This window comes from Pseudomonas sp. R45(2017), from assembly GCF_002112305.1.
GTDB classification, from domain to species: domain Bacteria; phylum Pseudomonadota; class Gammaproteobacteria; order Pseudomonadales; family Pseudomonadaceae; genus Aquipseudomonas; species Aquipseudomonas paraglycinae.
Map to the genome: position 1 here is coordinate 347,760 of NZ_NEHH01000003.1, position 15,363 is coordinate 363,122.

A 15,363-nucleotide genomic window follows, 5' to 3' on the forward strand; every position below is an offset into this window, starting at 1 on the left:
AGGCATATTTCCTGTTCATTAATGGAGTAAATCTAGAGGCTCGACTGTAGGAGCGAACATATCTCTACCTTTGATCGAAAAAGCAGTTTCAAAATCCCCCCTTGTCGGTGAGTATGGCCTCTGTTTGTTTCATCGAATTTTCCATGGAGAAGTGGTTCATGACCATCAAGATCGAGGGAGTGATCGCCAGCAAGATTGGCTTTGCTTCTCACCAAAATTCTGTCCCGGTCCTCAGAGAACTGACCGTACACAACGATGGTGAAGCTGATTACAGCGATCTTGAACTGGAGCTTGTTGCGGACCCTCCCTTCCTTGAAGGCAAGACTTGGCGTCTGGATCGATTAAACAAAGAGTCGACGCTGCATATTTCAGAACGAAATTTGAAGCTGAATGCCGCTTATCTCGCCGATCTGACGGAGAGCCTCAGCGCGACCCTTTCGCTGCACCTACGTTTCAATGGTGAAGTTCTCAATAGTCAAATCTTCCCGGTTGAGCTTTTGGCACGAAATGAGTGGGGGGGCGTTAACTCCATGCCAGAGCTTCTACCGGCGTTTGCAATGCCAAATGACCCTGCGGTAGATCGGATACTCAAATCTGCTTCTGATGTTCTGCGCCGAGCTGGCAAGGCAGATGGCATCAACGGTTACGAAAGTAAGTCCAGAACCAGAACCTGGGAGCTCACGTCCGCAATATGGTCCGCAGTCTGCGGACTTAAATTGAGCTACGCACTACCACCGGCAAGCTTTGAGACTTACGGTCAGAAAGTAAGAACTCCGAGCCTCATATTGGAGGGTGGTGTTGCAACGTGCCTGGACACAGCATTGCTTTTTGCCGCAGCACTGGAGCAAGCCGGACTGAACGCACTTCTGTTGCTGACGAAAGGTCATGCTTTTGCAGGAGTTTGGTTGCAGCCCCAAGAGTTTTCTCAACTGATTACAGATGAGGCGTCCGCGGTACGAAAGCGTATCGATCTGAAAGAGGCCCTCGTATTTGAAACCACTCTCGCAACACAATTTCCTGTTCCAGGTTTCAGTCAGGCGATTAGTACAGCTGAAAGACAGGTCAACGATGAAGATTTCATCATGGCCATTGATATGCATCGAGCACGCATGCAGCGCATCCGTCCTTTAGCAACGTCAATTCCCGCGTCTAAATCAGATGTGATTCAAGAGGCGGAGACACCACTCGAGGCATTGGAGATTGCGCCACAATTACCGGGCTTTGATGTAGAGATTCTTACTGAGTCAGAATCTCCCGCCGGTAAGCTTACGCTGTGGCAACGCAAGCTTCTCGACCTGACTACTCGAAATCGACTTTTACACTTGCCGGATAGTGCTAAAGGCGTTCGCTTGATCTGTCCTGAGCCCGCTGAGCTGGAAGACCAACTGGCCAGCGGCAAGCGAATCAGGATCGTGTCTATACCGGATCTGGAGGCTGGAGGCAGAGATGCGGCACTCTATGAGCAACAAAATCGAGAGTCGCTCAGAGATGAATACGCTCGCAGTGCATTGTCTCGTGGTGAGGTACTGGCCACGCTTGATAAAACCAAGCTCGAAGTAGCGCTGATTGACCTGTACCGGAAAGCTCGCAGTGATCTTGATGAAGGCGGAGCGAATACTCTCTTTCTTGCACTCGGGTTTTTAAAGTGGAAAAAGTCGGCAGACGACCCGAAAACCTATTCCGCTCCTTTAATTTTGCTACCCGTAAAACTTGATCGTAAAAGTGCGTTGTCTGGCGTGACAATGACTTTGCTTGAAGATGAGCCTCGCTTCAATTTGACTCTGCTCGAACTGTTAAGACATGACTTTGAACTTGTTATTCCGGGGCTTGAAGGTGAACTTCCCTCCGACGACAGTGGCATTGATGTCGCTGGGATCTGGAATACAGTGCGCCGTGCAATCAGAGACGTGCCGGGTTTTGAGGTCACCACTGAGCTCGTGCTGGGAACGTTCTCTTTCGCGAAATATTTGATGTGGCAGGATCTGGCTGCTCGCTCTGAGCAGCTTTTGAAGAGCCCGATGGTCAAACATTTGCTGGAAAGAAGTGTCGGCGGTGATGGCTTTGCAACGTCGGGGGAGTTTCCACAGCCTCACGAGCTGGATAGAAAAGTCAGCCCGGCCGATCTGTTTACACCGTTACCTGCTGACTCCTCCCAACTGGCTGCAGTTGTTGCCTCCGCCAGCGGTTGTGATTTCGTTCTTGATGGACCTCCCGGCACCGGTAAGTCCCAAACCATCGCCAACATGATTGCCCACAACCTGGCTCTAGGTCGCAGGGTCTTGTTCGTAGCAGAAAAAATGGCCGCTTTGGACGTTGTCTATCGTCGGCTTGAAGAAAAAGGACTAGGCGAATTCTGTCTTGAGCTGCATTCCAGCAAAACATCCAAGGTTGAAGTACTTAAACAATTGGAGCGGGCTTGGGATGTTCGCGATGCGTTGACCGCTGAAGAGTGGGCTGTCGAAACGGCAAAACTGCACAAACTACGAAATCGATTGAACGAAGTCGTGGGAACCTTGCATCGTCGGCAACCTAATGGATTAACAGTCCATCAGGCTATAGGTCGTGTCGTACGAGATGGGCACGCCGCGTTACCGCATATTGCATGGCCAGAGGGAACGTCTCACGACGCGGAAGAGTACGCGCGCCTGCGTGATCTTGCCCGACGTCTCGATTTGAATAGTCAGGCTGCCCGCGATCTGTCAGCTGACTTCTCGCCCATCTCTCCCACCGAATGGTCAAACGGCTGGCAAGAGTCGATCGCTGCAGTTTCCAGGGAGCTGCCGGGAGTCATTGAGCGGCTGAAGATTGCCTGTAACAACTTGTTGAGAGCCACCGATCTTCCCCTAGCCGTTTCGAGTGAGGAGGAAATCGAACGTTTTTGCCAGTTTGTTGCGCTCTTGGTAGATACGCACGGTATCGATCTCTCTTTTGCATTCACGTTGAATGCAAGTGCCAAGATCGTTGCAGCCAAGAAAGCTGTGCAGATCCTCACAAATTACCAAGAAATTGAACACTCGCTGTCGGTGCGCTACGCCTCAGAAGCCTGCCGCACCATCAACCTCGAACAAGTCAAAAGCGATTGGGAAACTGGCAAGACCAAGTTTTGGTTCCTCGCGACTTTGGCCAAGAAAAAGGTGGGTAAAAACCTTGCGGGTCAGGGCGGAGTGGTTGGCTTTCCGGACGTTGAGCAGGATCTTGCCAGACTCTTTGAAATGCGTGATCTGCTCATCTCGCTGGACAGCTTGTCTGCAGATTTAAACGCTGTGCCTGGGTGGAGCGGAGTTTCAAGTGATCAATCCGCGATGGCGGTAGCTTGGGAGCTCGCTGAACGCTTGAGAACGTTGATCAGCTCGCGCGCAGAGTCCCCTGAAGATCTCATTGCACTGCGGGGGGCCACACAAAAGCTCGTCGTTGAAGCCAATGAGTTATTAGGCGGGGGTGGTTTTATCGCAGCAGCGCTTCACCAATTAAAAGATGCATTGGAAGCGTTCAGTCAAACGAGCAAACGCTTCTATGAACTGAGTAATCGCCCGATAGAGGGCAAATTAACAATTGAGTCATTGCTCGATGCGGCCAGTGCTATTTCTCGGCATGAGTCAAAGCTGAAAGGCTGGTGCGATTGGTGTCGGGTGCGTGAAGAGGCGATAGCGTCCGGGCTTCAACCGTTAAGTGATGCATTGGCAATTAAAGGGTTGCCAGAGGGCGGTACTGTAGACGCATTCGAAACATCTTACGCACGCTGGTTTGCAAGGGTGATGATCGACGCGGACCCTCTGCTTCGTAACTTCGTGCCAGCGGAGCACACTAGCGATATTGAGGCGTTTGTACGTCTGGATGAGGACCTGTCCAAGCTTACTGTTCGATATATTCGAGCGAAGCTGTGTGGATTGATCCCGTCGAAAAACGAGATCGGTAAGCAAGGTGGTTTCGGCATCTTGAAGCACGAGCTGCAAAAATCACGTCGGCACAAACCCGTGCGACAGCTTGCTGTTGAGATGGGCGATGCCATGTCGAAACTCGCTCCTTGCATGCTGATGAGCCCTCTATCGATTGCGCAGTATCTTCCAACAGATCTCGCACTTTTTGACTTGGTGATATTCGATGAGGCCTCGCAAATTGCTCCATGGGATGCCATCGGGTCGATCGCGAGGGGTAAGCAGGTGGTCATTGCGGGTGATCCACGTCAGATGCCTCCAACCAATTTTTTCAATCGCGCCGCGTCTGCCGCAGAGGATGATACTGCTGAGGACATGGAGAGCATCTTGGATGAGTGTCTGGGCGCAGGCATCCCAAGTCATAGCCTCAGTTGGCACTACCGGAGTCGCCATGAAAGCTTGATCGCGTTCTCGAACCATCGCTACTACGACAGTAATCTCATTACCTTCCCTGCGGCTGAAACGCGTGCAAGCGCTGTGGAGTGGCGACGTGTTGATGGCGTCTATGCGAAAGGCAAGGGCAGGCACAATCAGGCCGAGGCCGAGGCCATCGTTACCGAGACTGTGAAGCGTTTGATGGATCCGGCGTTTGTTGCGAGCGGTCATACGATTGGGATCATCACACTCAATAGCGACCAGCAAAGACTGATCAACGATCTGCTGGATAGGGCGCGGCAACAGTTCCCGCAGATCGAGCCGTTCTTCCAGCATGACATTGCTGAACCCGTCGTCGTAAAAAACCTGGAGACAGTCCAGGGCGATGAGCGCGATTTGATCATGCTTGGTATCGGGTATGGCCCAACCGAGCCTGGTGCGCAGGTTATGTCGATGAACTTCGGTCCATTGAACAAAGAAGGCGGATGGCGTCGTTTGAACGTGGCGATAACCCGCGCGCGCAGGGAGATGATGGTTTTCTCCTCTTTTGATTCTTCAATGATTGATTTAAATCGCACCAACGCCCGGGCTGTTCGTGATCTGAAGCACTTCATTGAATTTGCTCAGAGAGGGCCGAGGGCTCTTGCTGAGGCAGTGCAGGGTTCAGTGGGCGGTTATGACTCACCTTTTGAGGAAGCAGTTGCTCATGAGCTGAGACGGAAAGGCTGGCAAGTCGTGCCGCAAATAGGCGTATCACGTTTCCGCATTGATTTAGGCATTGTCCATCCAGACAGACCCGGCGATTACCTGGTTGGTGTTGAATGTGATGGTGCGACCTATCACAGTGCGGCGACCGCGCGAGATCGCGACAAAGTTCGTAGCGCAATCCTGCAAGGTTTGGGCTGGAAGCTGCTTCGGCTCTGGTCGACAGAATGGTGGATCGATAAGTCCGGCGCGCTGGATCGCTTGCATGCATCGCTTGAGGCTCTTTTGGAAGAGTCGCGTGCATCGGCTCTCGTTAGCAAAACAGTTGAGCAAGAGTCCTCAACACCTCATTTGTCGTTAGTGCATAGCGCTCCACTGGCAAATGACGTAGAGAAAGAGGAAGTTTCTGCTGTATCAGAGGGCGATGCTTCTGATGAACGACCTCCCGAACTCAAAATCGCGAAGTCGTTCACACTGCACGCCTCACCCGCAATCAAAGATGAATACCGTGTCACCGACTTCACAAGCGTCGGCGACAGAATCAATGCTGAGGCGTTTTACTCGCCTGAATATGATGCAGTTCTAGCCGAACTGATTGCACATGTGTTGTTGCAGGAGGCTCCGATCCTAGATTCAGTGTTGGTACAGCGCGTAGCCCGGGCACATGGTTTTCAACGCTCTGGCCGTCTCATTCGAGAGCGAGTTCTTGATCTGACAGAGCAAAATCATCATCTGAAAACTGATCCGGTTGATGGTCAATTTGTTTGGCATTCCAAAAGTGATATTGCGGGTTGGAACAAATATCGGATACCTGCGACATCGGATGATGGCAGGTCGGTGGAGGAGATCGCCGCTGAGGAACTACTGATGGTTGCGTCTTTGATTTCCGCCGGCGACATGCCTTTGGAAATTGCCAAAACTTTCGGCGTGAAGCGTTTGACTGGAGCAGCGCGTGAAAGGATAGAGCTGGCAATCAAGTCGATGTCAGATTTGTGATTTTTTAAAGCACTACAACAAAAGGAGAGCATGGCGTTTGCCAGCTCTCCTTTTTACTGCCTGTTTACACGGTCGACTGAAAGTCCGCCATCGCTGGCAAGCCAGCTCCCACAGGGTTGTGCAGTGGGTTTGGGTTAATCGTCGACCTTCATCATCGCCTGCACACCCTCCCAGGCCTCGGCCCGCATCCGCTCGATATCCAGCCCCGGAATCACGCCGTTGTCGACGACAATCCGCCCACCCACCAGGCTGTATTTCACGGCAATCGGCTCACCCGCGACGACCGGTGCGACGGCGCTGTCGTGGAAGCCGTAGAAGCGTGGGTGGTCGAGGCTGTAGATCACCAGATCCGCTGCCTGACCCACTTCCAGCGTACCGACCGTGCCGAGGCCGAGCACTTGCGCGCCGCCGGCCGTACCCCAGTGGATGACGTCTTCGGCGGTGGTGGCCGAGGCGCCTTGTTCGGCGCGGTGGATCAGCCAGGCGGTGTTGGCTTCGCCGACCATGCTTCCGGATTCGTTGGAAGCTACGCCGTCGACGCCGAGGGAGATCGGCACGCCGGCCTCATACATTTGCGGGATCGGCGCGACGCCGCTGCCCAGCCGGGCGTTGCTCACCGGGCAGTGGGAGACGCCGGTGCCGGTCTGGGCGAGCATGCGGATTTCTCCCGGTTGCAGGTGCACGGCGTGGGCGAACCAGACGTCCGGGCCGAGCCATTCGTGTTCGGCGACGAATTCCACCGGCAGGCAGTTGTACTTGTCGCGGCAGAAGTTCACGTAGTTTTCGGTTTCAGACAGGTGCGTGTGCAGGCGCAATCCCATGCCTCGGGCGGTGTGCGCCAGTTCGCGCAACAACGTTGGCGGCAGCGAGAAAGTCGGCGTGGTAGGCGCCACGACCACCCGACGCAAGGCATCCGGGGTGTCCTGGTGGTAGCGCGATTTCAGCCGTTCGATGTCGCCGACCATTTGCTCCAGGGATTCCGGTTGCAGCGCGGTTTTCGAGAAGCCCGGGTGCGCGCTGGCCGACTCCAGTGCGCCGCCACGGCAGAGCACGAAGCGCAGGCCGAATTCCTCGGCGAGGTCGAACAGCAGGTCGCCGGTCTCGGTGCTGCCGTGGGCGTGGTAGAGGTAGTGGTGATCGGCGCAGGTGGTGACGCCGGACAGCAGCAGTTCGACCATCCCCAGCCGTGCGGCGATCCGCGCCAGTTGCGGGGTGAAGCGGTTCAGGCGCGGATAAGGCACGCTGGCCAGCCAGCCTTGCAGGTCCTGATTCAAGCCTTCGGGCACGGCTTTGAGCAGGTTCTGGAACAGGTGATGGTGGGTGTTGATCCAGCCCGGGTAGACTACCGAATTTCGCGCGTCGATCACTCGCTCACCGGGTTGCGGCTCAAGGTTGGCGGACATTTCCGCGATCCGGCCGTTGACCACGCGGATGTCCACCGCGCCGGCCCGGGCACGGGGGCCGCGCAGGCCGGTCATCACCGCGACCGGGTGCTTGATAAGGATGTTTTGAAGTTGAGTCATGGGCAGCTCCAGTCAGAGGATGTGCGAGGCGGATTTGCCGGGTGTGGTTTCTGGCACGCTGACGCCGTTGAGCGCCGCGTTGAGCAGCACCGACACCAGGCAGGCGATGACCACGCTGCTGTGCAGGAACGGCTGTGACCACTCGGGCAGTTGTTTGAACAGGGTCGGGGCGAGCACCGGCACCAGGGCGGCGGCGATGGTGAAACCGACGATCAGCACGTTGTAGCGATTGCGTTCGTAATCGACCTTGGCCAGGGTCTGGATGCCCGCTGCCGCGACCACGCCGAACATCGCGATGCCGGCACCGCCCAGCGCGGCGGTCGGCATCGAGGCGATGATCGCCCCGGCTTTCGGCACCAGCGCAATCGAGCACATCAACAGACCGCTGATCGCCACCACCCAGCGGCTGCGCACGCCGGTCAGGATCACCAGACCGACGTTCTCCATGAAGGCAATGAACGGAAACGCGGCGAACATCCCGGCGATGGTGCTGGCCAGGCCATTGGCGCGCAGGCCGTTGATCACCTGTTTGTCTTCCACCGGTTTGTCGACGATGTCGCCGATGGCCACGAACAGCCCCATGGATTCGACCATCTGCACGATCATCACCACCACCATGGTGGCGATGGGGATCAGACTGAAGGTCGGCAAGCCGAAGTAGAACGGATAGGGCACGGTCAGCCACGGCGCGTCCTCGACGCTGTGAAAGTTGCCCATGCCCAGACCGTAAGCCAGACCGGCGCCCACCAGCATCCCGACCAGCACTGCCATGTTGCGCAGCAACGGGCTGCCATAGCGGTTGACCAGCAGGATGGTCAGCAACACCACCACGGCCACGGCGAGAAACGCCGGCGCGCCGAAGTTGCTCGCGTTGCGCCCGCCGCCGACCCATTCATAGGCAATCGGGAACAGCTGCAGACCGATCACCGTGACGATGCAGCCAGTTACCACCGGCGGGAAAAACCGTCGCAAGCGGCCCACGAACGGCGCGATCAACATGGTGAAAATCCCCGCACCGATCACCGCCCCGCAGACCCCGGAGAACCCCACCTCCGGGTTGCTGCCGATGGCGATCACCGGCCCGACGCTGCTGAACGCCACGCCTTGCAGAATCGGCAGGCGTACGCCGAACTTCCAGAAACCGACGGTCTGCAACAGGGTGGCGATGCCGGAGCAGAACAGCGTGGTGCTGATCAGCACCACCGTGTCGGCGTGGGACATCTTCAAGGCACTGGCAACAATCAACGGCACGGCGATGGCGCCGATGTACGAGACGGCCATGTGCTGCAGGCCGAGGGTGAGCATCTGTCGCACCGGCAAGACGCGGTCGACAGGGTGGACGGTGGAGGAGGAACTGGCTGACGACATGGGGAATCACCTCTAGCTGTTGTTATTCGGTACAGAGGGGTATTCGTTCTGTGTGCCCGGAACCGCCATCCACCGGCTCCGATGCCGGGTTTCAGCCGGCCAGGCAGGCGGCGAAGCCCTGGTTCAGCGCCGCTCGATCCAGGTCGCGGCCGATGAATACGATCTTGCTTGAGCGCGGCTCGCTGCCCCACGCGGTCGAAGCGCGGAACTCCACCAGGCTGTGCACGCCTTGCAGCACGTAGCGCTGGTCTTCGTTGGCCACCGCCAGCACGCCTTTCATGCGGTACAGGTTGTCGGCTTGGGAACTGCGCAACTCGCTGATCCAGCGGTGGAAGGCCATCAGGTTGACTGCGCCGTCCACGGCGATGCCCACTGAGGACACGCTCGGGTCGTGCTCGTGATCGGGCTCTTCAGCGTGATGGTCATGGTCGTGATGGTCATGCTCGTGGTGATCGTGATCGTGCTGATACGCGCCGATTTCCATCAGCTTCTGCGTGCATTCGAAGGCGCCGATGCCGAGGATCTTCGACAGGTCGATCTGTGCGTGGGTCGAGGTCACCAGATCCGCCGTGGCGTTCAATCCGCGGATCTTGCCGCGCAGGGTTTCCACCTCTTCGGAACTGACCAGATCAACCTTGTTGATGACGATGCGGTCGGCGCAGACGATCTGATCCACCGCCTGATTGTCGACGCCGTCCAGTTGCAAATCTTCCAGATGCTGGGCGATGTGTTTGGCATCGACCATGGTCACGATGGCGTCGAGCTCGACTTCCTCGGCGATCGGGTCGTTGATGAAGAAACTCTGGGCCACCGGGTACGGGTCGGCCAGGCCGCTGGTCTCGATCAGGATGTGGTCGAGCCGCACCGGACGCGCCACCAGTTCGCGGACGATCCGCACCAGGTCTTCACGGACTTCGGCGGTGCAGCAGACGCAGCCGTTGACCATTTCGTAGATCTCTTCGGTCTCGGAACTGAGCACCAGATCGCCGTCGATGCCGACTTCGCCGAACTCGTTTTCGATCACCGCGATCTTGCGACCGTGGTTCTCCTTGAGGATGTAATTGAGCAGGGTGGTTTTGCCGGCACCGAGGAACCCGGTGAGGATGGTGACCGGGATTTTGGTGTTCGGGGTCGGGGCGTTGAAGGGGGTGTTCATGTGAGGCTCCTTGGTATTGATAGACCGGTGCACGATGAAGGGGAGTGAGGCTGGATTTGGCTGGGGGCCGGAGTTTCACCCCAGCGCAGCGCAGTGCCGGCATCGAGGCCGAACAGGTCGAGGACGCGGCCGAGGCTGTGGTCGACCATTTGCGCCAGGCTGTCTGGGCGGGCGTAGAAGGCCGGGACCGGCGGGGCGATGATGCCGCCCATCTCGGTGACAGCGGTCATGTTGCGCAGGTGGGCGAGGGTCAGTGGCGTCTCGCGGGCCATCAGCACCAGGGTGCGGCGCTCCTTGAGGGTGACGTCGGCGGCGCGGCCGATCAGCCCCGATGAGGTGCCGGTGGCGATCTCCGCCAGCGTCCTCATTGAACACGGCGCGACCACCATGCCCAGGCAGCGGAACGAACCGCTGGCGATCCCGGCGGCCACGTCGTCGGCGCGGTGGTAATGGCTGGCGAGGGCGGTGACGTCGGCCAGTTTGTAGTCGGTTTCGTGGGCCATGGTCAGCAGCGCGGCGCGGCTGATGATCAAGTGGCTTTCGATGTTCAGCTCGGCCAGCAACTCCAGCAGGCGCACGCCGTAGATGAAGCCGGACGCGCCGCTGATGCCGACCACCATCCGCTGGCGGTTCACGATGGCAGACCTTCAAGCAGTTGCCGCGCGCGTTCGAGCACGTCCTGATCGAGCTGTGCCTTGATCCCGTCAAACCCAGAACCGCGCGTGGCATCCAGGCCCATGCGCGACGTGGTGCCATTGACCGAGGACGACGGGTCCAGCGGGCTGCCGGGCAAACCGTCAATCGTGAAGATGTCGAGGTGCGGCTGGAAGTGAGTGGCCAGTGCCCACAGCACCTGGCTGTCGTCGGTGAGGTCGATATCGCTGTCCACCGCGATCACGGTTTTCAGGTACGGATCCCAGCCGAGCAGGGCCAGCATGATCTGCCGGGCCTCGCCGTCACGGCTTTGATCCAACGCCACGTAGCAATGAAAATGCGTACCGGAGTTCGGGTAATGCACGGCGGTGACGGCGGGGAAACGTGCCTTGAGCTTCTCGCTCATTTCCGCTTCGCGAGGCAGCCGCGCCAGGGTCAGGTGCTCGGCGTAACGTCCGCCCATCACGTCCACCAGCCAAGCGTCCTTGCGCCGCAACAGGGTATCGACGCGCAGCACGTTGTTGGTCGAGCGATCCGAGGAGTAGCCGCTGAACTCGCCGAACGGGCCTTCTTCGGCATAGGCCGTCGGGTCTATTGCGCCTTCGAGCACAAACTCGGCGTAAGCCGGCACGCCGATGCCGTAGCGCGGAGTCTTCACCAGTTCCAGCGGCGCACCGAACAGCCCGCCGGCCACCGCGCGTTCATCGCTGCCATAGGGCAGCCGTGCAGCAGCGGCGAGCATGAACAGCGGATGCGCGCCGACCACCATGGCCACGCGCAGTTCTTCACCGCGTTCGCGGGCGGTCTGCAACATCCGCCACAGATGCCCGCGCGAGTGCAGGCTGGTAGCCAGGGCCTGACGGGCGTGACGCATCGAGCGGTGGTAGCTCATGTTGGCGATGCCGGTCTGCGGGTCCTCGGCGATGATGATCGCGTTGGTAATGTACGGGCCGCGATCACTGTCGAAATGCTTGAGCATCGGCAGCAGCGCCAGGTCCAGGGTTTCGCCTTCGAAGACTTCGTCGAGCACTGGGCCGGTTTCGACGTAGCGCGGCGCGATCGGCTGGTTGGCGCGGGTCTGGAAGGTTTCGTGCAACTGCGCGGCACTGACGCCGAACAGCCGGGCGATGCGCCGACGGGAGGCGAACAGATTGGTCGCCACCGGCACACCGAGGTTGCTGACGTTTTCGCAGATCAGCAGCGGATCGCGACCCTGGGCGGCGAGGGCATCGACCAGGGCGGTGACGTCCTGATCGGCAGAAAGGGGTTGGGTGATGGTCAGCACATCGTCCGGGTACTGGCGGCGATAGGCGTCGATGAATACGTGAAAATCCTGAGAGTCGCCGAGCGTCGAACGGGTCATGGTTTCACCTCGTAAAAAGCAGGCGCGCAGGGGTGAGGCTGGCGTTCGATCGACAAGCCGTTGGCCTGCCGGTCGAGCGAACGCCGGGTCATCTTCGCGCCTGTAAAGTCGCTGTGTGGCTGGGTTGAAGCCGGGTCAGACCCTGTTTAGAGATAGGTCGTGGTCAGACGAATGTCCGCTTCGGCCAGATCCTTGGGCGGCGGGGTCGGTTCGATCCCGCACAACCGGGCGATGTTGTTGCCCAGGTAATCCTCAAGGTGATCCTCGTCGATCCCCAGGCCCTGCGGCGCCGGCGAGCACAGCACTTCCAGCTCGCGCAGCCACATGCCCGGTTCGTTCGGCGGCGAGTCAGTGCCGAACACGATCCTGTTGCGCGGCAACTCCTTGGCGAACTCGACGATCCGCGACTGGAAGCACCAGCCGGATTCGCAGTACACGTTCGGCGTGTCCATCGCCATCCAGAACGCCTCGAACGAGTAGTTGCCGCCGGTCTGGATGCCGAAGTGACCGATGATGAAATTGACCATCGGGAACTCGCGGATGATCGGGTAGAACATCGTCGGAATGGTGTACGGGCCGTCACCGGTGTGGATCAGCACCACGATGTTGTACTTGGCGCAGACCTTCATCGCCGGACGCAGCCAGTCGAGTGCGCGATCCGGGCGATAGCCGTGCATGTTGGCGTGCAGCTTGAGCATCTTGAAGCCGTATTCCTTGATGTGGAATTCCAGCTCTGCCGCACCGTTTTCCGGTCCCCAGCGCGGGTTGAAGTTGAAGTTGCCGATGAAGCGGTCCGGGTACTTCACGCACAGTTCGGCGACATACGACATATAGTCACGCACGCCCTCGCGGCCACGGCGGTTGCCGTCGCGATAACCGGTGTTGCCCGGTGGCGGCTGGATGAAGCCCATGTCGATCCGGCGCGGCTTGCCGTTGATCATGTACGGGCCGTCCATCAGCTTGAGCATGCGCTCGCCGGTGAACGGTTCGCCGGTGTGGCGCCAGGCCTCGTCGACCAGATTGGTGGGGTGCAGATGGGTGTCGATGATCATCGGTTCAGCTCCTGGCCAGTTGGGTGGTGACGGGGCGCTTGAGTTGCGCCTCTGCTTCGGAAACGGAACGCGGCGGCGGGGACGGCTCGAGGCCGATCATCCGTGCGGTGTTGTTGCCCAGGTAGTCTTCGAGGGTGTCCTCGTCGAGGTTAAGGCCCTGCGGCGGCTCGTGGCAGAGCACTTCGAGCAGGCGCAGCCACATGCCCGGTTCGTTCGGCGGGGTGTCGGTGCCGAACAGGATCTTGTGGGTCGGCAGGACCTTGGCGAACTCGACGATCCGCGATTGCAGGCACCAGCCGGACTCGCAATAGACGTTGGGCAGCTCCATCGCCCACTGCATCGGTTCGAACACGTAGACGCCGCCGGTCTGCACACCGAAGTGGGCCATGATGAAATCGACGTTGGGGAACTCCTTGATCATCGGCACCCATTCCGACGGGATGCTGTAAGGCCCGTCGCCGGTGTGCAGCTTGACCGGGATGCCCAGCTCGGCACATTTCTCGAAGGCCGGACGGACCCAGTCCAGCGCGCGGTCAGGACGGTAGGCGTGCATGTTGGCCTGCATCTGCACCATCTTGAAACCGTGTTCTTTCACGTAACGCTCGATCGCCTCGACGCCGTTTTCCACGCCGCAGCGCGGGTTGTAGACGAAGCAGCCGATGAAACGGTCCGGGTAGGTCTGGACCATTTTCAGGGTGTAGGCCATGTAGGCGTCGATGGATTCGCGGCCCGACAATTCGCCGTCGGTCCAGGTGTAGATGGTGTTGCCCTGCGGCGGCTGGATGAAGGCTTTGTCGATGCGGCGAGGCTTGCCGTTGACCATGTACGGGCCATCCATCATCTCCAGCAGACGCTCGCCGGTGAACGGGTCACCGTCATGCCTCCAGGCGAGGTCCACGAGATCCGTGGGATAGCAGCTGATATCGATGATCATTGAAGTCGATCTCCTGATAGCGGGGAAGGGAGCCTTGCGGCTCACAGCATCCACGTCCCGGGCAATCGGCCGTTTCTATGCGCAGCACTCGCGCATTCCCTCGCCTGTTCGCATCCGGCCCGGGTGGGTGGTTGCTTGAGGCGAGTATTGGAAGGCGGGGGAGGGTTCGTACAATATTAATTGGGTGGGGTGGTGATACTTCTGGGATATAGGGGAAGATCAAAAGCCTGCCCTCACCCTAGCCCTCTCCCGGAGGGAGAGGGGACCGATCGGGGAATATTGATGAATGACACCGACGTGACAGTTCAGCAGTGAATCCATAATCGACTCGGTCGTTCAGGTCGATGTATGACGCAAGACACCTCGGTCAGCTCCCTCTCCCACCGGGAGAGGGCTGGGGTGAGGGTTGGTTTTCGAGAGTACTCAGGGCCAACTGTTTGATGATCTCAACCACCGGCGCGACCCGGTCAGCCTGCCCATGCGGCCACACCGCATAAAGATTGTAATGCGCCGCAATCTGCGCCTCGTTCAACGCCACCAGCCGCCCGCTGCGCAACGCATCGGCAGCCAGTAATCCACGCACCAGCCCCGCACCAACACCCGCTTCAGCCGCCGCAATCAGATTCGCCGCATTATCGAAAATCACCCGCGCCGGCGGTTCGGTCGGTGTCATCCCGGCCGCATCCAGCCATGGAATCCACGACCTGCGCGTATACCCCAACAGTGGCAGTTCAAGAATCTGCGCCGGGCTCAGTGGCACCTGCAAACCCTGCCGCTCAAGCAACGCCGGAGACGCCACCGCCAACACCCGATCCCCGCAAATCTGGGTCATCTCGCAATCATCCCAATCGCCATAGCCATAGCGCAGCGACAGGTCTACCCGCTCGAACGTGCTGCGATCACTGCGCGGCATCGACAGGATTGTCACTTCGTAATCCGGCAATCCGTCGAGCAATTGCGGCAGGCGTGGATTGAGCCAGCTCTGCGCCAGTTCGCTGTCCACATCCAGGGTCAGTCGCTGGGCCACGCTGCGGTTTTTCACCGAGGACAACGCGCGGTCAATCTGCGCCAGGCCATCCGACAACACGCTGGCAAACAGCTGCCCGGCGTCGGTCAGGTTGCTGCCGCCGCCTTCGCGCACGAACAGCGGCTGGCCGATGAAGTCTTCCAGGGCGCGGATCTGCTGGCTGATCGCGCTGTGGGTCAGGTCGAGCTTGCGTGCGGCGCTGGAAAAACTGCCGCTGCGCGCCGCGTGGATGAACGCGCTCATGGACTGCACCGACGGGTATCGCTTGTACATGT

9 protein-coding genes are annotated in these 15,363 nt (G+C 58.9%); 1 reads left to right on the forward strand and 8 read right to left on the reverse strand.

From position 1 onward, the window contains the following. Positions 1-158 precede the first annotated feature (158 nt). Complete coding sequence (locus tag CAF74_RS08815) at positions 159-6,011, forward strand: DUF3320 domain-containing protein (protein ID WP_085746269.1); 5,853 nt, start codon at positions 159-161, stop codon at positions 6,009-6,011. A gap of 134 nt (positions 6,012-6,145) precedes the next feature. Here CAF74_RS08815 and CAF74_RS08820 read toward each other — a convergent pair whose 3' ends face one another. From CAF74_RS08820 to CAF74_RS08855, 8 genes are all read right to left on the reverse strand, one after another. After that, positions 6,146-7,534, reverse strand: a complete 1,389-nt coding sequence (locus tag CAF74_RS08820) for an amidohydrolase family protein (protein ID WP_085746083.1) — start codon at positions 7,532-7,534, stop codon at positions 6,146-6,148. A 12-nt stretch (positions 7,535-7,546) separates the two neighbouring features. Continuing rightward, complete coding sequence (locus CAF74_RS08825; RefSeq protein WP_085746084.1) at positions 7,547-8,902, reverse strand: nucleobase:cation symporter-2 family protein; 1,356 nt, start codon at positions 8,900-8,902, stop codon at positions 7,547-7,549. Between the two features lie 91 nt (positions 8,903-8,993). After that, positions 8,994-10,058, reverse strand: coding sequence for a GTP-binding protein (locus CAF74_RS08830; protein WP_085746085.1), 1,065 nt, complete (start codon positions 10,056-10,058; stop codon positions 8,994-8,996). Beyond that, positions 10,055-10,678: a UbiX family flavin prenyltransferase gene (locus CAF74_RS08835; protein ID WP_129974135.1), complete on the reverse strand. Its 624-nt coding sequence runs from the start codon at positions 10,676-10,678 to the stop codon at positions 10,055-10,057. The genes CAF74_RS08830 and CAF74_RS08835 overlap by 4 nt, the downstream gene beginning before the upstream one ends. An 11-nt stretch (positions 10,679-10,689) precedes the next feature. After that, on the reverse strand, positions 10,690-12,075 hold the full coding sequence (locus CAF74_RS08840) for a UbiD family decarboxylase (protein WP_085746087.1): 1,386 nt from the start codon (positions 12,073-12,075) through the stop codon (positions 10,690-10,692). 146 nt (positions 12,076-12,221) lie between these two features. Beyond that, positions 12,222-13,127, reverse strand: a complete 906-nt coding sequence (locus CAF74_RS08845; protein WP_085746088.1) for an amidohydrolase family protein — start codon at positions 13,125-13,127, stop codon at positions 12,222-12,224. 4 nt (positions 13,128-13,131) lie between these two features. Continuing rightward, positions 13,132-14,061, reverse strand: a complete 930-nt coding sequence (locus CAF74_RS08850; RefSeq protein WP_007952852.1) for an amidohydrolase family protein — start codon at positions 14,059-14,061, stop codon at positions 13,132-13,134. A gap of 367 nt (positions 14,062-14,428) precedes the next feature. Continuing rightward, positions 14,429-15,361, reverse strand: a complete 933-nt coding sequence (locus CAF74_RS08855; protein WP_085746089.1) for a LysR substrate-binding domain-containing protein — start codon at positions 15,359-15,361, stop codon at positions 14,429-14,431. Positions 15,362-15,363 lie beyond the last annotated feature (2 nt).